Raw genomic sequence first — 21,656 nt, 5'->3', positions numbered from 1 at the left:
TTTATAAGTAATTAAAATGTTTAGAATTAAACACCATAGAGATTTAAACCATTTAGAAGTTAAAAATTCTGAAAATAACCTATATGCTAAAATTTATCTGAATGAGGGTGGAAGTCTGCAAGAGTTAGTTCTAAAGAATCATCATATAATAAAAAATTTAAGTCCTTTGACTTATGCCAACACCTATGCTTCCTCAATTTTATTTCCATTTGCGAATAGAATAAAGGATGGTATATATGAATTTAAAGGTAACACCTATCAATTTGATATTAATGAAAAGAAGCTAAACAATGCCCTACATGGCTTGGTTTATAATAAAACCTTTAAGCTTATTGATGAAAAGACTACTAAAGCATATGCCGCATTAAAGTTTGTATATCATGAAACACAAACGACCAATGGATTCCCTTTCACGTATTCCATTTATTTAGAGTATGTTTTGACAGAAAGCACGCTAGATTTAAATGTAGAAATAAAAAACACCGACTCTAAAGCATTTCCTTTTACATTAGGCTGGCATCCTTATTTTTTGAGCAGCGACCTGTATAACAGTTCATTTATTTTTGACTCTAATTTAAAACTAAAGCTAGATAAACGTAATATAACTGAAGGAATTATTCCTAACGGGTATGATGGTGGCCTTAAAATAAAAGACCGGTTCTTGGATGATTGTTTTATGTTAGACTCTAACCGTGTCTTATTTCAAACACCGGATTACAATCTAGCCATAACGTCCACTGAAAAAGATTGTTTTTTACAACTATATACGCCACCTCATAAAAATACTATAGCCATAGAGCCAACAACTGGCGTTTCAGATAGTTTTAATAATGGTATTGGTTTAAAAGTACTTCAGCCTGATGACACTTATCACATGAGTTGGAATCTGAAAATAGATAATAATTAAACCACAACCATGAATACCAATTTAATACATAAAATAAGAACAAGTTTTCAGGAGACTTTTAAGACAGAACCATTAATGATATTTTCTCCTGGAAGGATCAATATCATTGGTGAACATACCGATTATAATGATGGTTTTGTATTTCCTGCAGCTGTAAATAAGGGCATTGTTGCCGCCATTGGGAAGAGTGATTCAAAAAATTCATCAATAGCCTTAGCTGTTGATAAAAATGAAATCGTAAAGATTTGTTTAAACGATTTAAAGCCATCTGCCGAAGGAAGCTGGCAAAATTATGTGTTAGGCGTTGTTGCCGAAATTCAAAACAGAAGTAAAACCATTGGTAATTTCAATATTGCTTTTGGAGGTGATATTCCTGGAGGCGCTGGCATGTCCTCATCTGCCGCTTTAGAAAATAGTGTCGTGTTTGGACTTAACGAATTGTTTGATCTAGGCTTATCAAAAGAAGATATGATTTTAATCTCGCAAAAGGCAGAGCATAATTATGTAGGTGTAAAATGTGGTATTATGGATCAGTATGCCAGTATGTTTGGTATTGAAAACCATGCCTTATTACTGGATTGCAGAACCGTAAAATCAAAACCTTTTAAAATAGAATTTAAGGACCATGAACTTATCTTGATCAATACCAATGTCAAGCACAGTTTATCAGATAGTGCTTATAATGACAGACGTTCTGTTTGTGAATCCATTGCAAGTATGCTTAAGGTAAAAGCCTTAAGAGATGCCAGTGAATTTGATCTAGAGTCTATAAAGGATAAAGTAAGCCCGGAAAACTATCAAAAAGCCTTATATGTCATACAGGAAAATGAACGTGCCGTTAAAGCATCAAAGGCCATGGAAGCAGGCGATTTAAAAACTTTAGGAAAGCTAATCTACGCCTCACATAACGGACTTCAAAAACAATATAAAGTAAGTTGTAATGAACTGGATTTTTTAGTAGAGCAGGCCAAATTAAATGGTCATGTATTGGGAGCCAGAATGATGGGTGGTGGTTTTGGCGGATGCACCATTAACCTGATTGAAAAAACAGAAACAGCATCATTTAAAGCATTTGTTTCAGAAGCTTATAAAAATCAATTTAATAAAGAATGTTCTATATATTCCGTTAAGCTTTCAAACGGTACGGGCATTATTCAATAAAGAATCAAGCAAAACAGTATGAATACAGATTTACAAGATTACTCTCATAAACGCTTAAACATATTGACAGGAGAATGGGTGTTGGTGTCGCCACATCGTGCTAAACGACCTTGGCAAGGACAAAATGAAGCCGTTTCAAAAGAGGTAAGACCAAATTATGATGAAAGTTGCTATTTATGTGCAGGCAATACAAGAATTAATGGAGAACAAAATCCAAAATACGAGGACGTGTTTGTCTTTACCAATGATTTTGCAGCCTTGCAAAATGACTCAAAACAATTTGAAGTAAGGGAAGGTCTACTTGAAGCCCACAGTGAACAAGGAATTTGCAAAGTGATTTGCTTTAGCCCAGACCACTCCAAAAGTTTGGCTGATATGCACCCTAAAGATATTACCAAAGTGGTTGAAGCATGGCAAAGTGAGTACAGATCTCTTGGAGCTAACTCTAATATCAATTATGTTCAGATATTTGAAAATAAAGGCGCTGTTATGGGCTGCAGTAATCCCCATCCCCATGGACAAATATGGAGTCAATCAACTTTGCCTAATGAAGTAGATAAAAAGAATACACAGCAATTAAAATATTATATAAAAAATAAGCGTAGTCTTTTAGCTGATTATTTGTCTCAAGAATTAGAAAAACAAGAACGTATTATTTTTGAAAATGACGCCTTTGTTGTACTGGTCCCATTTTGGGCTATTTGGCCATTTGAGACTATGATTGTGCCAAAACGAACCCAAAAAAGCATTTTAGAAATGACCAATGCCGAGGTCGATCTTTTTGCTGAAGCCATTTCGGTCATAACCAAAGCGTATGATAAATTGTTCAATACATCATTTCCATATTCCAGTGGTATTCATCAAGCTCCCACTAATGGACAAGACAATAACCACTGGCATTGGCATATGAGTTTTTATCCACCATTGTTAAGAAGTGCTACCGTTAAAAAATTCATGGTCGGCTATGAAATGTTTGGCTCTCCACAACGTGATATCACAGCAGAGATTGCAACTAAGATGCTTAAGGAATTAATTTAATGAATTGATTAAAAAATAAGACAAATAACTAACTGAACTATTATGACATCAAATTTTGAATTTTGGGATTACTTTGTTTTTATTGCTTATGCGGTATTAATATTAGGTGTAGGGCTTTGGGTTTCCAGAGATAAAAAAGGTCATCAAAAAAATGCTGAAGATTACTTTTTAGCAAGTAAATCATTGCCATGGTGGGCCATAGGAGCATCCTTAATAGCTGCAAATATTTCCGCAGAACAATTTATAGGCATGTCCGGTTCAGGGTTTGCCTCGGGATTAGCTATCGCCTCTTATGAGTGGATGGCAGCTATTACATTAATAATTGTTGGAAAATATTTTTTACCTATTTTTATTGAGAAGGGCTTATATACCATTCCAGAATTTGTTGAAAAACGATTCTCTACCAATTTAAAAACCATATTGGCCGTATTTTGGATTGCTTTATATGTGTTTGTAAACCTTACCACGGTCTTGTACTTAGGAGCCTTAGCACTGGAAACTATCATGGGGATTCCTATGATGTATGGTATTTTAGGATTAGCATTGTTCGCAGCGGCATACTCGCTTTATGGAGGCTTGTCGGCAGTAGCATGGACAGATGTTATTCAAGTCATCTTTTTAGTTTTTGGAGGATTGATAACAACATATTTAGCATTAGATACATTGTCTGATGGAGCAGGTTTCATGGCTGGGTTAAATATTGTTTATGAAACTGTTCCAGAACGTTTTGCTATGATATTGGATAAGTCTAATCCAGAATTCAATAATCTTCCAGGTATTGGGGTTCTAGTAGGAGGTATGTGGGTAGCAAACCTTTATTATTGGGGTTTTAACCAATACATTATACAAAGAACCTTGGCTGCCAAATCATTAAAAGAAGCACAAAAAGGAATCTTGTTTGCAGCGTTTTTAAAATTAATTATTCCTTTAATTGTGGTAATACCGGGTATTGCTGCGTATGTCATGATTAACGACCCTGAGATTATGGCAAGATTAGGAGATGTAGCCTTAAACAATATCCCATCTTTAGAACAAGCAGATAAGGCATATCCTTGGTTGTTGCAATTTTTACCAGTTGGTTTAAAAGGCGTAGCTTTTGCAGCCTTAGCAGCAGCCATTGTGTCGTCTCTAGCGTCTATGTTAAATTCTACGTCAACCATTTTCACTATGGATATTTATAAACAATATATTAATAAAAATGCCAATGATAAGGCTACGGTAAATATGGGTCGAATATCGGCTAGTGTTGCTTTGCTAATAGCTTGTATTATGGCCCCTTTATTAGGCGGTATTGATCAAGCTTTTCAGTTTATACAAGAGTATACAGGAGTTGTAAGCCCGGGAATCTTGGCAGTCTTTTTGTTAGGTTTATTCTGGAAGAAAACAACAAACAAAGCGGCCATTGTAGGTGCTTTGGTATCAATACCAATAGCTATGTATTTTAAGGTTGCTCCAAAAGGATGGTCAACATCGTCATGGTTTGTAGATGTTCCTTTTATGGATCAAATGGGGTATACAGCGCTATTGACAATGATTGTTATAGCGGCCGTAAGTTATCTTCAACATAAAGGTGCTGATGACCAAAAAGGCATTGAAATAACCAAAGGCTTATTTAAAACAAGTCCATTGTTTAATATAGGAGCTTTCTCCGTTATGCTAATTTTGGTAGCTCTATATAGCGTTTTTTGGAATTAAATTTATTGTTATTTAAATTATTAATGGCAAAAGTGAACATAAAAAGGAGCATGATTTTCAATAATAACATAGGGAAACCCAATAAAAGCGTTTTAAAAAATGCCAGTACAGAGTCATAACCCGAAGGTCGCTGGTTCGAGTCCAGTTCCAACTACCAGCAAAAACAGGGCTTCACAGAAATGTGAGGCTTTATTTCAAGCGATACAACATAGGTAGAACATTTCGATGTTTTGCAAAGAGTCATAGTAATTAATATGAATTGACTTTATTTGATGATAAAACTTATTAATTTCAGTTAGACAACTTAGGTTTTGCTTTACTTCAGTTTATTTTGAGTCTATTATTTAGTTTGTCAATTTTTGTTATATCTCTCTTTAAAGACATCGCAGATGATTTTCACAATTACACTTTTTCGAACTGTAATTTATAATTGATGTAGAATATAGATGATTTTTTATTAGGGGTGTTTTATTTTACTGAATATTCTACTTTTTTTTATAAAAACTACTTTTTTACGTCAAACCAATGTTGCCTTGGTTTCATTAATGTTTGTTAAATTAGTCTGATGATAATTAATTTTTTAGCGATTAAGAAACCTATCAAATCAACTATGTATGAAGCTTAATTTAACATTTACCAATATTAATAAACTGATTGTTTGTTTTTTAATAATAACTTCTTTGTCATGCCAAAAGGAACAAAAGTATGAAGCGGTTTCGAACAATGGTGTTTTTGTGCCAACCAGTGAAATTCCCGACAGCCATTTTTTAGGAGTTTCAAAATGTGAAGCATGCCACAAAGAGCAATTTAAAGACTGGCAAGGGTCGCACCATGATAAGGCCATGCAGTTGGCCGATAGTACTTCTGTTCTAGGGGGTTTTAATGATGAAAAATTTATAAGTCAAGGGGTAACCTCACATTTTTACAAAAAGGAAGGTGGCTTTTATGTCAATACCGAAGGACCTGACGGAATAAATCACGATTATAAAATAGAGTATACTTTCGGAGTAACACCGTTACAGCAATATATTGTAAAATTTCCTGATGGGCATTATCAGTGTTTAAGAACTGCCTGGGATACTTTGAAAAATAAATGGTTCGATCTGTACCCCAATTTTAAAGTGGTGCATTCCGAGTGGCTGCATTGGTCCAGGGGCGGACTGAACTGGAATACCATGTGTTCCGATTGCCATTCCACAAATGTCAGGAAAAATTACGATTTCAATACGCATAGTTACGACACTAAATATGCCATAATCAATGTAAGCTGCGAAGCTTGCCATGGTCCGGGTAAACAGCACGTTGAAGATGTAAAAAGATTAGGAAATAAATATGCGTCTACGGGCACCCTGCACATGACCTTAAATACGGCACCCAAAGAGTTGGTTGACCAGTGTGCACGTTGCCATATGCGCAGGGAGCAATTTTCGGGAGCATTTAATTTTGAAGGCACCATGCTAGATCATTATTTTCCGCAATTAATTGAAGATCCACAGTATTATCCAGATGGGCAAATTCTAGATGAAGATTACGTTTATGGATCTTTTGTTCAAAGTAAAATGTACAAAAATGATGTGGCGTGTAACAATTGCCATAATTCACATTCTTTAAAGTTGAAATTTAAGGGCAATGCATTATGTACGCAATGTCACGTACCAGAAAAATTTAATGCCCCAAAGCATCATTTTCATGAAATGGGAACAGACGGTGCCCAATGCATCAATTGCCACATGCCCGGAAAATATTATATGGGCAATGATTTTAGACGTGACCATAGTTTTAGAGTGCCAAGACCAGACCTTAGTTTAAAATACAAAACGCCCAATGCTTGTGCTGGGTGTCATAAAAAAGATGATGAATGGGCATGGGAAGCGTTTCAAAAGTTATTTGGAACCGTTGATTCGATTCATTTTTCTGATAAATTGACCCCTGGAATTACGAGGCAACCAAATGCACATACAGGATTATTGGAACTTATAAATGATAAGGCACAAGTAGAAATAGCGAGAGCTTCAGCCGTAAAAGCGTTGTCCAATTACAATCCTGAAAATTTTATTGATGACTACTTAACTTGGCTGAACGACAAATCGACTTTGGTCAGGGGAGCCACTGTAGATGTTTTAAGTGATACTAACAATAAGGGTTATATGAACTCATTTTTACCACTCTTAAAAGATTCTAAAAGAAGTGTGCGCATTAAGGTGTTTTACGGGTTAAGTGGTTTAAGTGAAACTCAAGTTCCAGATCAGTATAAAGGAGTCTATCAAAAAGTAAAGAAAGAATTTTTCACGCACTTAAATACCAATTCAGATTTTGTAGGTGGCCGCATTAAAAGAGCTAACTACTATTTAAAACAAGGAAATATTGAAAAAGGTATTGAAGGCTATGAAAGTGCTTTGGCAATAGACAACATTAATAACAACGCAAGATTGACATTGGCTAATTTATATTACCAAAATAAAAACTATAAGAAAGCAGAGGAAGCCTTTAAAAAGGTAATCATACAAGAACCTGAATACGGACCAACGTACTATTCATTAGCTTTGCTATACGCCGAGTTGGATAGAACCGATGGTGCCATTGAACTATTAGAAAAAGCAGTAGAGAAAATGCCCGATAATATTAGGGTTTATTATAATTTAAGTCTACTCTATGATAAGAAAAAAGACCATAAAAATGCTGAAAGCAGCCTCGTTAAAGGCTTAAAAATTGATGTAAACAACGAAAGTATATTATATGCGCTAGCTTATCATTATTCTAAATATGACCAAGTAGAAAAGGCTAAGAATATAGTTATTAGGTTGGTTCAGTTGTACCCAAACAACAATCAATATGTTGGTTTTTTAAAGCAATTGAATTCAAAAGGTTAGTTTCATTGAATACTCAGCACATTCCCCTGCATTCCGCGAAAAGCTCCATTCCGAGAAATAAGCTTCTTTAAAATACGTCTTGGACACAATCACCACTTTTGACTTTTCATTCTGTTAACTCTTTCCGCTATGCTGGAAAGGAGCACTTCATTTTCCTGTAAAGCTTCAAGAGCAAGTTTTTGTACATGAAAACGGTCTGTTACCTGTATGGCTTTAGGGAAACATTTTTTGGCAATGAACTTCATGGAATTAGCCATATCTAAAGTAATTTCTTTGACCTTGTTTCTTTTAGATTTAGGAATTTTAAGAAGTTGCTCGACAATAGGTTCTACCTTAGTACCTGCCATAATAGCAACAATAGCACCTTTCTTGCCTTTCGCCTTTTTATTAGTGATAATAGTATAGAGTTCGCCTTTGGACAAGGCTGTCTCGTCAATAGATAAATGCTTGCCCATATTCTCTGGAAAAACTAGCCATTGTTTGGCATGAGATTTAGCTTTCCACTGTTTAAGCTCACTTAGATGATCTTTGTACTGACGTTGTAGTTTTTTGCCATTTACGCCATAAAAACCACCAATAGTATGGGAGTCATTAGCTTTGGTATTGACTAAGTACTTTTAAAAAAGCAGCGAACTCGATGGTCATCCGGGTTCCCTGTGCTACTAAATTCCAATCTCTTTGAGCTACCCTTTTAGTGGTTTCATCAAGCCAACGACGGCGTTTAATGTGGAGATAAACGTTCTTTCCTCTGAGTGGAAAATCTTGAATTGCAATCTCTTTATGGAAACCGTGTGCTATCAAAATACGCTCATTCTCTTCTTTGGGCGACTCCTTTTTCTCTTCAAAGTAAAAATGTAGAACACCATTTTCTACTTCGTGATTTGTAATATCGAAATGCGTAATTAATAATTCAGGTAAAATTAATTTCAGTAGGTCTATTGATATATCCAAGGCTAGTTTTTTTGCCAAAGATCAAATTATATTTTCAATTCACACACAACTTTTGAGATTGATCCATTTTCTTAACCGAATCATCTGCAAAGCCTTCTTTGGTGTTTTTTAAAACTAAATACACGCACCGATTAACGAACTTTTGCAATGCGTTTAATTGATATCAATTGAAAGTAATAAAAATGAAAAAGCCTAAAAACATTATGTTTTCAGGCTTTTTGAATAATCTTGAAGTAGTTCCAGTGACCGGGCTGGGGCTCGAACCCAGGACCCTCTCCTTAAAAGGGAGATGCTCTACCAACTGAGCTACCAGGTCATAAATTAAAAGGGCTAACAAATTGCGGTTAGCGGGTGCAAATATAAAATGTTTAATTAATAAAACCATACTTTTTTTAAATAAATTTTTGTTTTTTTGTGTCTTTCAAACGTATGTTTTTAATAATCAATTTATAGCAGAAAAATGATTGTAGTTTTAATTGGGTATATGGCATCGGGAAAGTCTACTATTGGGATAATATTAGCCAAAAAATTGGGCTATAACTTTATAGATCTCGATGAATATATAGAAGAAAAGGAAAAATTAAAGGTAAAAGACATTTTTACTTTAAAGGGTGAAATTTACTTTAGAAAAAAGGAAGCCCAATATCTCAATGAAATTCTGAATGAGGAGAATCGAATCGTTTTATCTTTGGGCGGGGGCACGCCATGTTACGGAAACAACTTAGACCATATTTTAAATCAGACTGGCGTTATAAGTATTTATTTAAAAGCCCAAATCCACACATTGGTAAATCGATTAAAAAACGAGAAAAGCAAACGTCCCTTGCTTGCTGAATTAGAGAATGGTGATGCGGTAACTGAATATATTGGGAAGCATCTTTTTGAAAGGTCTCATTTTTATAATCAAGCAAACATTACTATCTCAACCGATAATAAAGCCCAAAACGAAATAGTTGAAGAACTCGTTTTAGCATTATTCTAAAATGGCTTCATAACGTTTGCCATCTAAAAACACATTCACATGCTCATGAAGTGATGTAGACAGCGAAATGCCTTTGAAATCTGCTTTAACAGGGTATTTTTTATGATTTCTGTTCACTAAAACAGCGGTCTTAAATTGTTTTAATGGCACATTTAAAAAATGCTTGACACCATAGATTAAGGTGGTTCCAGAGTTTAAAACATCGTCAACTAAAACTAAGGATCTATTAGTGTATTCTTCTGGTGCCATGGATGTTCTTATATCCAGCGATGGATTCTTTTTATCAATAATAACTTTGCAGAGTATCGGATTAATATCAGAAATTTTTAACAATACCGACTTTAATTTTTTGGCTAAAATATAGCCGTTTGTCTCTATCCCAGCAAGAATAACTTCGTGTTCATCAACGTTATTCTCGTATATCTGAAAAGCAATACGACGTATTTTGTTTTGTATTTCCTCGTGGTTGAGTATGGTATTCTTATTCGCCTTCATATAAACTCAATATTACTAAAACATAAAATTACTCATTTTCATCAGTAAAATCATCAATATCACGCCTATCTTTTTTTGTAGGTCTACCCACGCCCTTTTTTCTATAATAGTCTTTTGAGTATTTTAAAAGCTCTTGTGCTTCAAATTGTTCTTTTGGAGTGGTATCGGTTCTATATAGATCAACCAGTTTGGCACTTATTCTACTTTCAGGAATATCGTTTACTTTAAGCGTATAGTTAATTTGGTTTTTTCTAAGTTCAATAATATCTGTAGCATAAACCTCTCTGCTTGGTTTCACCACATCATTATTAATTTTTACCTGTCCTTTTTTGCATGCGGTGGTAGCCAATGACCTTGTTTTGTAATATCGAACACACCATAAATACTTATCTATACGCATAATTTAATGTGAAAACTACGTTAATGTTATTGCACAAAATTACATTAAAATTGTATCTTGCGCGCTTAAAAAGAAACTTAAAGTCTTATCAATTTAACTTGATTTTTTATAATAATCAAAAAGGTCTAGACTTCATTGCTTTAAAATATAACAAATGAAATTAGGAAAATTTAGCATCTTTATAGCCTGTATATTAATCTGCCTGTCTGCTTGTAATAAAGATGATGATGGCAGTGGTGATTTTGTACCCGTGCCCGAAAGAGATAGAGGAGAGCAGCAAATAGAAGATAAAGCGGCATTAGTAGAATATTTGGAAGACCATTATTATAATTCGCAAGAGATTGCTGGTATAGAAGATCCTTCAATTAATGATTTAATCATTACAGAACTTCCTGAAGGAGAAAATGTACCAGATGGTCACACTTTATTAAAAACTGCAGTTGGTGATGCAAAAACAACTGTATATGCCGATACAGACTATGAGTTTTTTGTACTGGATTTAAACCCTAGGATAGATGAAAATGATGGTGGTGAATCACCAACATTTGCAGATAACGTATTTGTGACCTATGAAGGTTTCACCTTAGATAATGAAGTATTTGATAGTGCTGTCAACCCTGTTGAATTTGATTTAATCTCATTAATTCCTGCATGGAGAAAAGTCTTACCAAGCTTTAAGACTGCTGAAAATTATGTTGAAAACGGTGATGGAACAGTTGATTATATAAACCATGGTGTAGGTGTTATGTTTCTCCCCTCTGGTCTTGCTTATTTTTCAAGTCCTCCGCTTGGCTCAAATATTCCAACATATGCTCCATTGGTTTTTAAGTTCGATTTGCTGAAATATTTTGAGAATGATCATGATAACGATGGTATTCCTTCTCATGAAGAAGATATTAATGGAGATGGGGAGTTTACTTTGGCCGATGACGATACAGATGGTAATACAATCCCAGATTATGCAGATACTGATGATGATGGTGACGGAACACCCACTATTTTTGAAGATTTGGAAGACACCGATTTAAATGTAGACAGCGATGGTGATGGTGATAAAACCAATGATAAAAATGGCGATGGAGATCCTAGCAATGATGATACTGACGGAGATGGAATTCCAAATTATTTAGATACCGACGATTCAGAATCAAAATTATAAAAACAAAAAACCCGCAATTTAGCGGGTTTTTTGTTTTATTATGACATGTCGTTATTATAATAAAAGCGATAAACTTAATATTAATTGATCTGGACGCGTATCCAATCTACCGCTCCCAATCCCGTTGTTATTAAGAAAAGTTGCTTCATTATCGCTAAAGCCACGTTCGTATCTTAAATCAACGCCAACTTTATCAAAGTTTAAGCCGATACCGAAATTCAGTCCAACAGAAAAATCATTTTCAACATCATCAATAGCAACTCCATCAAATTCAGTATCTAAAATGTATTGCAGTGAAGGGCCACCAAAAACACTAATAGGCCCTAAAACCTTCAACCCAACTAATAGTGGTGCATCAATTTTTTGCATTTTAAAACTATCATCGTCATAATCACTCTTGGTAGTTGTGTAAACAATTTCAGGCTTAAAATAAATTTGATTTCCAAATTTCCCGAAAAGGCCTAAATGATAGCCTACATTCCTATCTGGGTTTTTTGCATTGGCACCAACAGAATTAAAATAATCGCCATTGGCGTTATAGTTTAAACCACCTTTGATACCGAATCCAGTTCCTGATTGCGCAAAAGATGCTATTGGAAATATACTAATAGCGAATAAAATAAAAATTAATTTTTTCATAATTGTTGTTTTTAAGATTTCATGTATACAATCAAAAACGCTGCCAAAACATAATTATTTTCCAAAGTTTAAAAAATTATGTTGAACTGAATTGAATTTGATTTACTTCAAAATTATTAGAAACAATCATTTTAAAAGGTGTTTGATATTGATTTAAAATTAAAAAAGTACGTAGTTTTGCCAATTATTGATTTTAGATCATGTCTAAAATAATAGCAATTATAAATAGCAACATATGGTATTTGATTTATTAGCAAAAGATGAGCAGAGTAAGGCGAGAGCAGGAAAAATAACCACAGATCACGGTGTTATTGAAACACCAATATTTATGCCTGTAGGAACTGTCGCATCTGTTAAAGGTGTGCATCAAAGAGAGCTTAAAAATGACATTAACCCCGATATCATTTTAGGAAACACGTATCATTTATATTTAAGACCACAAACTGCTATTTTAGAAAAGGCAGGTGGGTTGCATAAATTCATGAATTGGGATCGGAATATCCTAACAGACTCAGGAGGTTACCAAGTGTATTCACTATCGGCAAACAGAAAAATAAAGGAGGAAGGCGTAAAGTTTAAGTCGCATATAGACGGAAGTTATCACGTTTTTACCCCAGAAAATGTTATGGAAATCCAGCGTACAATTGGCGCCGATATTATCATGGCTTTTGACGAGTGTACACCATATCCTTGTGATTATAACTATGCCAAAAGGTCTATGCACATGACCCACCGTTGGTTAGATAGATGCATCAATCATTTAGAAAAAACACCATTAAAATATGGGTATGAACAAGCGTTCTTCCCTATTGTTCAGGGAAGTACCTACAAGGATTTGAGAATGCAATCGGCAGAATATATTGCCAATGCCGGTGCTGTGGGAAATGCCATAGGTGGATTATCTGTAGGAGAACCTGCCGAGGAAATGTATGCTATGACAGATGTTGTTTGCAGTATTTTACCAGAAGAAAAACCCAGATACCTTATGGGTGTAGGAACGCCAATCAATATATTGGAAAATATTGCGTTAGGAGTAGATATGTTTGATTGTGTGATGCCAACACGAAACGCTAGAAACGGCATGTTGTTTACAGCTCACGGTACTATTAATATTAAAAACAAGAAATGGGCGGATGATTTTTCGCCTGTGGACGAGATGGGTATGACTTTCGTAGATACCGAATATTCAAAGGCCTATTTACGCCATCTATTTACAGTGAATGAATTGCTAGGGAAACAAATTGCGACCATTCATAATCTAGGCTTTTATTTATGGTTGGTTAGAGAAGCAAGAAAACATATCTTAGCAGGAGATTTTAGAACCTGGAAGGATAAAATGGTTAAACAGATGGATAATCGTTTGTAAAAGTTGAAAGCTAAAAAAAATAGAATAGAAAACTTAAACACACACAACAGTTCCCTCTCCAAAGGAGAGGGGTAGGGAGAGGAATGAAGATTTTAGATTGGTATATATTAAAACGCTATTTGTTCACATTTTTTATGATGTTGTTACTGTTTATTCCTATTGGGATAACCGTGCATCTAGCAGAGAAAATCGGAAAAATTCTTGAAAACGAGGTACCTTTTGATGAAGTACTCCTGTACTTGTTAGATTTCACCATTTATTTTGCACATCTACTTTTTCCTTTATTCTTATTCCTTTCGGTCATTTGGTTTACGTCAAAATTGGCTAATAACACTGAAGTTATTGCCTTTTTGAGTTCCGGTGTGTCTTTCTCTCGGTTTTTAAGGCCATACCTGATTGGAGCAACCATTGTTGGTGCTATAGCGATTGTATTAGGTTTGTATCTAGCCCCTAAGGCCAGTGAAGGCTTTAATAATTTTAGCTATAAATATTTTAAAAAGGGTAAGAGTGCGGTTCAAAACACAAATGTGTTTAGGCAAATTAATGATAATGAAATCATTTACGTGAGCAACTTTGATGTTAAGAACAAGAATGGTTACAATTTCACATTAGAACATTTTAATAGCAACGAACTTGAATATAAAATTACTGCCTCGGCAATAAAGTACATCGAAGAAGATACCCTATATTCACTAACCAACTACGTAAAAAGAACTATTGGAGAGCGCGAAGATGAGTTGGAAATATTAACAAGGAAAGACACGCTGTTTGCTTTCGATGTGGATGATCTTATCCCAGTGATATATGCAGCGGAAACAAAAAAGTATGGTGATTTAAAACGTTTTATAGCAAAGGAAGAAGCACGCGGTTCTTCTAATATTGGACGTTTTCAATTGGTACTTTACCGAAAATGGAGTCTGCCAGTATCTGTTTTTATTCTTACAATTATTGCAGTGGCCGTATCTTCTAAAAAGCGACGCGGTGGCATGGGCGTGAATCTGGCAGTAGGTATTTGTATCGCTATGGTATTCGTTTTTTTTGATAAAATTTTTGGTGTTATGGCAGAACAGTCTGATTTCCCGCCGTTAATTGCAGTCTGGTTTCCTAATGTCATTTTTGGTATTTTAGCCGCTTATCTATTGTATAATGCCAAACGCTAAACTTCAAAATTATTTACACCTTCATCTTTTAGTTTTTATAGCAGGCTTTACAGCTATTTTAGGAGAAATTATTACAATCACGGCTATTCCGCTAGTGTGGTACAGGATGGTTATGGCGACAATCTTGATGGGGATCTATGTGAAAGTTGCGAAGGTGAAATTGAAAATACCGTTAAAATCAATTTTTAAACTATCCTTGGCAGGTATTGTAATTGCGCTGCACTGGATAACGTTTTTTGGCGCCATTGATGAAGCCAATATTTCAATTGCATTAGCCATGTTTTCAACAGGTGCTTTTTTTGCATCTTTTATAGAGCCGCTTATTTACAAACGCAGCATTATTTGGTATGAAATTTTTTTCGGAGTTATCGTTATTATTGGTGTTTTTATTATAACACAAAGTGAAATTAAATATTTAAATGGTATAATTTTAGGTATAGCATCAGCATTTCTTTCCTCCTTATTTGCTGTATTAAATGGAAGTTTTTTAAAGCAGCATACGGCAACGGTAATTTCGTTCTATGAATTTTTGAGCGGGGTTTTATTTATATCATTTTTTCTGCTTTTCTCTTCTAACGGCTTTTCATTAGAGTTTTTCAATATAAGTTTATCAGACTTGGGGTATCTCTTTATTTTAGCATCTATATGTACAGCTTATGCTTTTATTGCTTCAGTATATGTTATGCGACATATTAGCCCTTACACTGTTGTCTTAACCTATAATTTAGAGCCAATTTACGGGATTACCTTGGCCATAATTTTGTTTCCAGAAAAAGAAATAATGAGCTCTAATTTTTACTATGGGGCAATCATTATAATTACTACAGTGATATTAAATGGGATACTCAAAAACATTAGAATCCTAAAAAGAAAACAATCTTAGATGCTCATCACATTTAAAGTTTTTATATTTGTAGACTAACTAAAAACGAAACCGTCATAAATTAAAATTCTCATGGAATATTTAGAATTTGAACTCCCTATAAAAGAACTTGAAGATCAACTCCAAAAGTGTAAATTAATTGGAGAAGAAAGTGATGTTGATGTCACAGAAACCTGTGCTCAAATCCAAGAAAAACTTAAAGTAGCCCAAAAGGATATATATAAAAACTTAACAGCGTGGCAGCGTGTACAAATGTCCCGCCATCCAGATAGACCTTATACCTTGGATTATATAAGAGCCATTTGCGGAGATACTTTCTTGGAATTGCATGGCGATAGAGGTTTTAAAGATGATAAGGCTATGATTGGTGGTTTAGGTAAAATAGGCGACCAGAGTTATATGTTTATCGGTCAGCAAAAAGGGTTTAATACAAAGACCAGACAATACAGGAATTTTGGAATGGCTAATCCTGAGGGTTATCGAAAAGCGTTACGCTTAATGAAGTCTGCTGAAAAGTTTGGGATTCCTGTAGTGACATTGTTAGATACGCCAGGAGCTTATCCCGGTCTAGAAGCTGAAGAGCGCGGTCAAGGCGAAGCTATTGCTAGAAATATTCTTGAAATGACACGTTTAAAAGTGCCTATTATTACAGTTGTAATTGGGGAAGGTGCTTCCGGAGGTGCTTTAGGCATTGGTGTTGGTGATACGGTCATGATGCTTGAAAATACTTGGTACTCTGTGATTTCACCAGAATCTTGCTCGTCTATATTATGGCGCAGTTGGGAATATAAAGAACGTGCTGCCGAAGCCTTAAAATTAACGGCTGTGGATATGAAAAAACTCAAATTGGTTGATGAAATTATTAAAGAGCCTTTAGGAGGCGCACACAGAGATAGAGCAAAAACCTTTAAATCGGTGAGTAATGCCATTGCTAAATCTTATGAGCTGCTTAAAAACTTATCACCAGTCGATTTGGTATCCCAACGCATGGAAAAATATGCTCAAATGGGAGTCTATAAAGGCTAAGCCTTTTAATACCATAACATAGTAAAATCTGAAGGATGTCACTTCAGATTTTTTTATGGTTATCCACAATATCTGTAAGTTATTAACAGTTACATTGTTAACGGATGGTTAACAATCAGAATTCTATTTGTCTATATAAACACCAACAAAATACTTACTTTCGTAGTTATGAAACAACCAAGCACCGTTCAGGGTTATAAAGTCGATAAAAGTACTATTATTAGTCTGGAGAAAGGAAAAATACCACCTCAAGCACTTGATTTAGAGGAGGTTGTTTTGGGTGCCATGATGATTGATAAGAAGGGTGTTGACGAAGTAATTGATATTTTAAGTCCTGACGCCTTCTATAAAGAGTCACATCAACATATTTTTGAGGCTATTTTTCAGCTCTTTGAAAACAGCGAACCTATTGACTTATTAACCGTTTCAACGCAATTAAAGAAAAATTCAAGATTGGAATTAGCAGGCGGTGATTTTTACCTGATTTCATTAACACAAAAAGTCTCATCTTCAGCACATATTGAGTTTCACGCACGTATTATTTTGCAGAAATTTATTCAGAGAAGTTTAATCAAAATTTCGAATGAAATTATAGAGGATTCATACGACGAGACGAAAGATGTATTTGATTTATTGGATAAAGCGGAGTCTAAATTATATGAAGTTACTCAAGGGAACATCAAAAAATCTAGTGAGACCGCTCAGGATTTAGTAATCCAAGCGAAAAAGAAGATTGAAGAGATTTCCAATAAAGAAGGACTCAGTGGTATTCCAACTGGATTTACTAAATTAGATAAATTAACCTCTGGTTGGCAGCCTTCCGATTTAATTATCGTGGCCGCACGTCCAGGGATGGGTAAAACGGCTTTAACTTTGTCTATGGCACGAAATATTGCTGTAGACCAAAATATACCAGTTGCTTTTTTCTCCTTAGAAATGGCATCGGTGCAATTAATTACACGTCTAATTTCTAGTGAAACTGGTCTGTCTTCTGAAAAATTACGTACTGGAAAATTAGAAAAACACGAGTGGGAACAACTTAATGTAAAAGTAAAAGGACTTGAGAAAGCCCCTTTATTTATAGATGATACACCATCACTTTCTATTTTTGATTTAAGAGCTAAGGCACGAAGATTGTCATCGCAACACGGCATTAAATTAATAATGATTGATTATTTGCAATTGATGACCGGAGGAAGTAGCCATAACGGCAACCGTGAACAAGAAATTTCGATGATTTCTAGAAACCTAAAAGCCTTAGCCAAAGAACTCAATGTGCCAGTCATTGCATTATCACAATTATCACGTGCTGTTGAAACCCGTGGCGGAAGTAAACGCCCCTTGTTATCAGATTTGCGTGAATCGGGAGCCATCGAGCAAGATGCCGATATCGTATCGTTTATTTACAGACCGGAATATTATAAAATTGATGAGTGGGATGATGATGACAGATCGCCTACTGAAGGCCAAGCAGAATTTATCATAGCAAAACACAGAAATGGTGGTTTGGACAATATTCGCCTGAAGTTTATTGGCCATTTAGGTAAGTTTGACAATTTAGATGATTTTGATTCGCCTTTCGAGTTTCATTCTAAAATGAATGCCGCCGCAAATGACGATACTTTTAAAACAGATGGTTTTAAAGCCAGCCCAGACCAAGCTTTTGGTAGCTCGTTTAATGATGATGAGGATGATGTGCCGTTCTAATGCGCAGACTCTAATAATTCCTTAAAGGACTTTAACTCGAAACAATTTTTGTTTACCTTTCGGTCTATGAAGACGACTATCTTGGTTATTCTATTTTTAAGCCTATCGCTCAATAGCTTTGCATCCTATATTCTTATTCCTATGGATGTAGAAAGTCAGCGAAACCATTTAAAAGCCTACGGAATCACGTATTGGACGCTTAACAAAGATTTGAAAGTAAAATGGTTGTTAAATTATAGAGGGGGTTCTTTTTTATTACCAGACACAGAATCCATTCAGCAAGAATGTCAGATTCGTGGTGTTTCGTTTGAAATCATTTCCAATGCCAAAGCTGAAACTATTCTAGAAACTATAAACAGCCCCAGCCAAAATATGGAGGCAGTGGTTTTAGAAAAAGCACCAAAAATTGCGGTATATACCCCTTACGGAAAACAACCTTGGGATGATGCGGTAACAATGGTACTTCAATATGCAGAAATTCCTTATGAAACGGTTTATGATGAGGAAGTTCTAAATGATGGTTTACTGCTATTTGATTGGTTGCATTTACATCATGAGGACTTTACAGGTCAATATGGGAAATTTTATGGCGCCTATAGAGCAACCTCTTGGTATATTGAAGAAAAGAAAAGTGCTGAAGCATTAGCTGAAAAGCTAGGATATGATAAAGTGTCTGAAGAAAAACGGGATGTCGCTTTAAAAATTCGAGATTATGTCGTTGGTGGTGGTTTTATGTTTGCCATGTGTAGCGCGACCGATAGTTTTGATATTGCATTATCTGCTGAAGGCATTGATATCTGTGAACCTATGTTCGATGGTGATGGGAGTGATCCTGGTTACCAAAATAGAATAGATTATAGCAAAACCTTCGCTTTTAAAAATTATATATTGGAACGAAGTCCTATGGTTTATGAGTTTTCGTCTATAGATATGACAAGAAAACGGATGGTCTCTAGAACAACTGATTACTTTTCACTCATGGAATTTTCTGCAAAATGGGACCCCATTCCAACCATGTTATGCCAAAACCATACAGCTTTGGTAAAAGGATTTATGGGACAGACAACCGCGTTTATAAGAGATGAGATCAAATCTAATGTGCTGGTGATGGGTGAGAATAAAACCAATGGGGAAGCAAAATACATTCACGGGATTAAAGGAAAAGGCTTTTTTACATTTTATGGCGGTCATGACCCTGAAGATTACCAACATCGCGTTGGCGACGCTAAAACTGAATTGGATTTGCATCCAACATCACCAGGTTATCGTCTAATTTTAAATAATGTTTTATTCCCTGCCGCTAGAAAGAAAAAACAGAAAACCTAATTTTTTAAGAACTAGCGTTTAATTAACAGGGACGAGTTGGAGCTGAAACGTATATATAAATCCATCTGCACCAACACCTGTAGACAATTTGTTGCCGTCAATTATCATCCCAGTTTGAGAAAAAATGAGTTCGCCTAATTCATTCCCATCAATCAATAGATAAGATTTACCATCAGTCTCCAGAATAGAAAAATCGTAAGTGTCAGAATCTAAGCCATCCTCAAGACTATCATCTTGATTGTTATTATTTACGGTTAGTTTTAGCGTAGCGTCATCAAAGGACCAAATAATGGTCTCTACAGCATAGTCTTCATCAACACCAGATATGCCACCACTTACATTGGTGAGATGCCAAAGACTATCATATTGTTGTGGAGGCGTACTTGAGTCATCATTTAAAGAACAATTTGTTAGAATGAAAAAACAAGAGATTGTAATAAAAAATAGGCGTTTCATGGTTTTTATAAATTGATTTATATCTGTTAGATAACAAAAACCCAAATGGGTTGCGTGAATAATAGAGATTTTTTTATTTTTAGAATTCTTTATTTCCCTTATTTTAGAAATATTAAATGCATCCATGTTATAATGAAATGTTATCAAAAAGAACTGAAATTACGACCTTATAAAAGAGGATTCCATTTAATTACCAATGACATTTTAAAGCTTGTTCCTGAAATTAAAGAGATACATGTTGGACAACTACAAGTGTTTATAAAACATACCTCAGCAAGTTTAACCATTAATGAAAATGCAGATAGCACGGTGAGGGACGATTTTGAAAGTCATTTTAACAAGATGGTTCCTGAAGAGGCACCTTATTATAAACATACTTACGAAGGGTCTGACGATATGCCAGCACATATAAAAGCATCATTACTTGGAGCTTCAGTACAGATCCCTATTACTAACGGGAAACTAAATTCAGGAACTTGGCAAGGGATTTATCTCTGCGAACATCGAGATTATGGTAGCTCTAGGAGTATAGTGGTCACTGCTTTTGGGGAATGATTAAGTGAACTATACGGATTGTTTTTTTTACTTTTGGTAACTGTACTTTGAAGGCAGGGAACGCTCAAAATATTAAATAAAAAAAAAATCCGACTCTTTCGAATCGGATTTTTTAATTAAGCGAATAATATATTTTACAATAGGCGAAACGCCTTATTTTACTTTGTTTACTACAGCGGCAAAAGCCTCAGGGTTGTTCATTGCTAAATCTGCTAAAACCTTACGATTTAACTCAATGTCATTAGCTTTTAACGCACCCATAAACTGTGAGTATGATAAACCATGTTCTCTGGCACCTGCATTAATACGGGTAATCCATAAAGCACGGAATGTTCTCTTTTTGTTTCTACGGTCTCTGTACGAATATTGCATCGCTTTGTCAACCGCATTTTTTGCTACTGTCCAAACGTTTTTACGTCTTCCAAAGTAGCCTTTAGCTTGTTTTATAACTTTTTTTCTTCTGGCTCTTTTGGCTACAGAATTTACTGATCTTGGCATAATTTTAATTGTTTTTTGTAGTAGGCGGTCGATAATCGACACTTTTTTATTTTTTTAAATTGTAAATCAAAAATCTACAATCGTCAATCAATAAGCCTAACTCCAGGGTTTATAATTTGTTTTAACCGATTAAAACGAATATTACTTTAAACGTAACATGGTTTTAATGTTATTCTCATCTGCTTTATGTACCAAAGCATCATGAGTAAGAGCTAGCTTACGCTTTTTGGACTTTTTTGTTAAGATGTGACTCTTAAAAGCGTGCTTTCTTTTTATTTTACCAGTACCAGTTAACTTGAAACGTTTTTTGGCACTAGACTTTGTTTTCATTTTAGGCATTTTCCTCTTCTAGTTTTAATTATTTCGCTTAATTATCTTCAAT

The 21,656-nt window shown here is 34.9% G+C and carries 22 protein-coding genes and 1 tRNA gene; 14 read left to right on the top strand and 9 right to left on the bottom strand.

Annotated elements, in window-relative coordinates; genetic code table 11:
* Nucleotides 1-16: 16 nt before the first annotated feature.
* From FAF07_RS00265 to FAF07_RS00245, 5 genes are all read left to right on the top strand, one after another.
* Nucleotides 17-907 (top strand): aldose 1-epimerase, encoded by an 891-nt coding sequence (locus FAF07_RS00265; protein WP_142783202.1) that lies wholly within the window; start codon nt 17-19, stop codon nt 905-907.
* A 9-nt stretch (nt 908-916) separates the two neighbouring features.
* Nucleotides 917-2,068: a galactokinase gene (gene galK, locus FAF07_RS00260; protein WP_142783201.1), complete on the top strand. Its 1,152-nt coding sequence runs from the start codon at nt 917-919 to the stop codon at nt 2,066-2,068.
* 18 nt (nt 2,069-2,086) lie between these two features.
* The gene (locus FAF07_RS00255) at nt 2,087-3,106 is read left to right on the top strand and encodes a UDP-glucose--hexose-1-phosphate uridylyltransferase (protein WP_142783200.1); all 1,020 of its coding nucleotides are present in this window, start codon (nt 2,087-2,089) and stop codon (nt 3,104-3,106) included.
* A gap of 42 nt (nt 3,107-3,148) precedes the next feature.
* A complete protein-coding gene (locus tag FAF07_RS00250; protein ID WP_142783199.1) occupies nt 3,149-4,801 on the top strand; it encodes a sodium/sugar symporter in 1,653 nt (550 codons plus the stop codon).
* A gap of 614 nt (nt 4,802-5,415) precedes the next feature.
* On the top strand, nt 5,416-7,671 hold the full coding sequence (locus FAF07_RS00245; RefSeq protein WP_142783198.1) for a tetratricopeptide repeat protein: 2,256 nt from the start codon (nt 5,416-5,418) through the stop codon (nt 7,669-7,671).
* Nucleotides 7,672-7,760: 89 nt separating this feature from the next.
* On the opposite strand, the gene FAF07_RS00240 is transcribed toward FAF07_RS00245, so the two are convergent.
* The 3 genes from FAF07_RS00240 to FAF07_RS00230 form a co-directional block, all read right to left on the bottom strand.
* Complete coding sequence (locus FAF07_RS00240; protein ID WP_246067741.1) at nt 7,761-8,126, bottom strand: transposase; 366 nt, start codon at nt 8,124-8,126, stop codon at nt 7,761-7,763.
* A 136-nt stretch (nt 8,127-8,262) separates the two neighbouring features.
* Nucleotides 8,263-8,622 carry an ISAon1 family transposase N-terminal region protein gene (locus tag FAF07_RS00235; RefSeq protein ID WP_142786504.1) on the bottom strand — a complete coding sequence of 120 codons (360 nt, stop codon included), beginning with the start codon at nt 8,620-8,622 and terminating at the stop codon, nt 8,263-8,265.
* Between the two features lie 243 nt (nt 8,623-8,865).
* Nucleotides 8,866-8,938: transfer RNA gene (locus tag FAF07_RS00230), tRNA-Lys, on the bottom strand.
* A gap of 144 nt (nt 8,939-9,082) precedes the next feature.
* Here FAF07_RS00230 and FAF07_RS00225 point away from each other — a divergent pair.
* Nucleotides 9,083-9,604, top strand: coding sequence for a shikimate kinase (locus FAF07_RS00225; RefSeq protein ID WP_142783197.1), 522 nt, complete (start codon nt 9,083-9,085; stop codon nt 9,602-9,604).
* Here the strand turns inward: FAF07_RS00225 and FAF07_RS00220 are convergent.
* Together FAF07_RS00220 and FAF07_RS00215 are read right to left on the bottom strand one after the other, a co-directional pair.
* Nucleotides 9,596-10,099, bottom strand: coding sequence for a phosphoribosyltransferase family protein (locus FAF07_RS00220; protein ID WP_142783196.1), 504 nt, complete (start codon nt 10,097-10,099; stop codon nt 9,596-9,598). The genes FAF07_RS00225 and FAF07_RS00220 overlap by 9 nt on opposite strands.
* Nucleotides 10,100-10,127: 28 nt before the next feature.
* The gene (locus tag FAF07_RS00215; RefSeq protein WP_142783195.1) at nt 10,128-10,499 is read right to left on the bottom strand and encodes an RNA-binding S4 domain-containing protein; all 372 of its coding nucleotides are present in this window, start codon (nt 10,497-10,499) and stop codon (nt 10,128-10,130) included.
* Nucleotides 10,500-10,653: 154 nt separating this feature from the next.
* On the opposite strand from FAF07_RS00215, the gene FAF07_RS00210 reads away from it, so the two are divergent.
* Nucleotides 10,654-11,658 (top strand): FKBP-type peptidyl-prolyl cis-trans isomerase, encoded by a 1,005-nt coding sequence (locus FAF07_RS00210; protein WP_142783194.1) that lies wholly within the window; start codon nt 10,654-10,656, stop codon nt 11,656-11,658.
* 54 nt (nt 11,659-11,712) lie between these two features.
* Here FAF07_RS00210 and FAF07_RS00205 read toward each other — a convergent pair whose 3' ends face one another.
* Entirely contained in the window at nt 11,713-12,297 is a 585-nt protein-coding gene (locus tag FAF07_RS00205; protein ID WP_142783193.1) for an outer membrane beta-barrel protein, read from the bottom strand.
* A 235-nt stretch (nt 12,298-12,532) separates the two neighbouring features.
* Here FAF07_RS00205 and tgt point away from each other — a divergent pair, with 235 nt between their 5' ends.
* The 6 genes from tgt (at nt 12,533) to FAF07_RS00175 (ending at nt 19,765) form a co-directional block, all read left to right on the top strand.
* Nucleotides 12,533-13,663 carry a tRNA guanosine(34) transglycosylase Tgt gene (gene tgt / locus FAF07_RS00200; RefSeq protein ID WP_142783192.1) on the top strand — a complete coding sequence of 377 codons (1,131 nt, stop codon included), beginning with the start codon at nt 12,533-12,535 and terminating at the stop codon, nt 13,661-13,663.
* An 83-nt stretch (nt 13,664-13,746) separates the two neighbouring features.
* Nucleotides 13,747-14,823, top strand: coding sequence for an LptF/LptG family permease (locus FAF07_RS00195; protein WP_142783191.1), 1,077 nt, complete (start codon nt 13,747-13,749; stop codon nt 14,821-14,823).
* Nucleotides 14,810-15,706 (top strand): DMT family transporter, encoded by an 897-nt coding sequence (locus tag FAF07_RS00190; RefSeq protein WP_142783190.1) that lies wholly within the window; start codon nt 14,810-14,812, stop codon nt 15,704-15,706. Before FAF07_RS00195 ends, FAF07_RS00190 begins: the two co-directional genes overlap by 14 nt.
* A gap of 72 nt (nt 15,707-15,778) precedes the next feature.
* A complete protein-coding gene (locus tag FAF07_RS00185; RefSeq protein ID WP_142783189.1) occupies nt 15,779-16,732 on the top strand; it encodes an acetyl-CoA carboxylase carboxyltransferase subunit alpha in 954 nt (317 codons plus the stop codon).
* A gap of 168 nt (nt 16,733-16,900) precedes the next feature.
* Nucleotides 16,901-18,439 carry a replicative DNA helicase gene (gene dnaB, locus FAF07_RS00180; RefSeq protein ID WP_142783188.1) on the top strand — a complete coding sequence of 513 codons (1,539 nt, stop codon included), beginning with the start codon at nt 16,901-16,903 and terminating at the stop codon, nt 18,437-18,439.
* A gap of 141 nt (nt 18,440-18,580) precedes the next feature.
* Nucleotides 18,581-19,765 carry an asparagine synthetase B gene (locus tag FAF07_RS00175; protein ID WP_142786503.1) on the top strand — a complete coding sequence of 395 codons (1,185 nt, stop codon included), beginning with the start codon at nt 18,581-18,583 and terminating at the stop codon, nt 19,763-19,765.
* A gap of 18 nt (nt 19,766-19,783) precedes the next feature.
* Here FAF07_RS00175 and FAF07_RS00170 read toward each other — a convergent pair whose 3' ends face one another.
* On the bottom strand, nt 19,784-20,221 hold the full coding sequence (locus tag FAF07_RS00170; RefSeq protein WP_142783187.1) for a hypothetical protein: 438 nt from the start codon (nt 20,219-20,221) through the stop codon (nt 19,784-19,786).
* A gap of 132 nt (nt 20,222-20,353) precedes the next feature.
* Between FAF07_RS00170 and FAF07_RS00165 the strand changes: the two genes are divergently transcribed.
* Nucleotides 20,354-20,776, top strand: coding sequence for a secondary thiamine-phosphate synthase enzyme YjbQ (locus FAF07_RS00165; RefSeq protein ID WP_142783186.1), 423 nt, complete (start codon nt 20,354-20,356; stop codon nt 20,774-20,776).
* A 153-nt stretch (nt 20,777-20,929) separates the two neighbouring features.
* On the opposite strand, the gene rplT is transcribed toward FAF07_RS00165, so the two are convergent.
* A complete protein-coding gene (rplT, locus tag FAF07_RS00160) occupies nt 20,930-21,274 on the bottom strand; it encodes a 50S ribosomal protein L20 (protein ID WP_142783185.1) in 345 nt (114 codons plus the stop codon).
* A gap of 141 nt (nt 21,275-21,415) precedes the next feature.
* Nucleotides 21,416-21,613: a 50S ribosomal protein L35 gene (rpmI, locus tag FAF07_RS00155; protein WP_115818017.1), complete on the bottom strand. Its 198-nt coding sequence runs from the start codon at nt 21,611-21,613 to the stop codon at nt 21,416-21,418.
* Nucleotides 21,614-21,656: the final 43 nt, after the last annotated feature.

The organism is Changchengzhania lutea (assembly GCF_006974145.1).
Taxonomy (GTDB): Bacteria; Bacteroidota; Bacteroidia; order Flavobacteriales; family Flavobacteriaceae; genus Changchengzhania; species Changchengzhania lutea.
The sequence above is the reverse complement of the archived record's forward strand: the minus strand, read 5'-3'. Positions and strand labels throughout refer to the sequence as shown.

Excerpts from the sequence above, each read along its gene's own strand:
- FAF07_RS00255 (WP_142783200.1), top strand. The coding sequence starts at position 2,087 with ATGAATACAGATTTACAAGATTACTCTCATAAACGCTTAAACATATTG.
- FAF07_RS00220 (WP_142783196.1), bottom strand. The coding sequence starts at position 10,099 with ATGAAGGCGAATAAGAATACCATACTCAACCACGAGGAAATACAAAAC.
- FAF07_RS00165 (WP_142783186.1), top strand. The coding sequence starts at position 20,354 with ATGAAATGTTATCAAAAAGAACTGAAATTACGACCTTATAAAAGAGGA.
- FAF07_RS00265 (WP_142783202.1), top strand. The coding sequence starts at position 17 with ATGTTTAGAATTAAACACCATAGAGATTTAAACCATTTAGAAGTTAAA.
- FAF07_RS00225 (WP_142783197.1), top strand. The coding sequence starts at position 9,083 with ATGATTGTAGTTTTAATTGGGTATATGGCATCGGGAAAGTCTACTATT.
- dnaB (WP_142783188.1), top strand. The coding sequence starts at position 16,901 with ATGAAACAACCAAGCACCGTTCAGGGTTATAAAGTCGATAAAAGTACT.
- FAF07_RS00210 (WP_142783194.1), top strand. The coding sequence starts at position 10,654 with ATGAAATTAGGAAAATTTAGCATCTTTATAGCCTGTATATTAATCTGC.
- FAF07_RS00190 (WP_142783190.1), top strand. The coding sequence starts at position 14,810 with ATGCCAAACGCTAAACTTCAAAATTATTTACACCTTCATCTTTTAGTT.
- FAF07_RS00205 (WP_142783193.1), bottom strand. The coding sequence starts at position 12,297 with ATGAAAAAATTAATTTTTATTTTATTCGCTATTAGTATATTTCCAATA.
- FAF07_RS00215 (WP_142783195.1), bottom strand. The coding sequence starts at position 10,499 with ATGCGTATAGATAAGTATTTATGGTGTGTTCGATATTACAAAACAAGG.
- rpmI (WP_115818017.1), bottom strand. The coding sequence starts at position 21,613 with ATGCCTAAAATGAAAACAAAGTCTAGTGCCAAAAAACGTTTCAAGTTA.
- tgt (WP_142783192.1), top strand. The coding sequence starts at position 12,533 with ATGGTATTTGATTTATTAGCAAAAGATGAGCAGAGTAAGGCGAGAGCA.
- FAF07_RS00245 (WP_142783198.1), top strand. The coding sequence starts at position 5,416 with ATGAAGCTTAATTTAACATTTACCAATATTAATAAACTGATTGTTTGT.
- FAF07_RS00195 (WP_142783191.1), top strand. The coding sequence starts at position 13,747 with ATGAAGATTTTAGATTGGTATATATTAAAACGCTATTTGTTCACATTT.
- FAF07_RS00240 (WP_246067741.1), bottom strand. The coding sequence starts at position 8,126 with ATGGGCAAGCATTTATCTATTGACGAGACAGCCTTGTCCAAAGGCGAA.
- FAF07_RS00170 (WP_142783187.1), bottom strand. The coding sequence starts at position 20,221 with ATGAAACGCCTATTTTTTATTACAATCTCTTGTTTTTTCATTCTAACA.
- galK (WP_142783201.1), top strand. The coding sequence starts at position 917 with ATGAATACCAATTTAATACATAAAATAAGAACAAGTTTTCAGGAGACT.
- FAF07_RS00175 (WP_142786503.1), top strand. The coding sequence starts at position 18,581 with ATGGATGTAGAAAGTCAGCGAAACCATTTAAAAGCCTACGGAATCACG.
- rplT (WP_142783185.1), bottom strand. The coding sequence starts at position 21,274 with ATGCCAAGATCAGTAAATTCTGTAGCCAAAAGAGCCAGAAGAAAAAAA.
- FAF07_RS00250 (WP_142783199.1), top strand. The coding sequence starts at position 3,149 with ATGACATCAAATTTTGAATTTTGGGATTACTTTGTTTTTATTGCTTAT.
- FAF07_RS00185 (WP_142783189.1), top strand. The coding sequence starts at position 15,779 with ATGGAATATTTAGAATTTGAACTCCCTATAAAAGAACTTGAAGATCAA.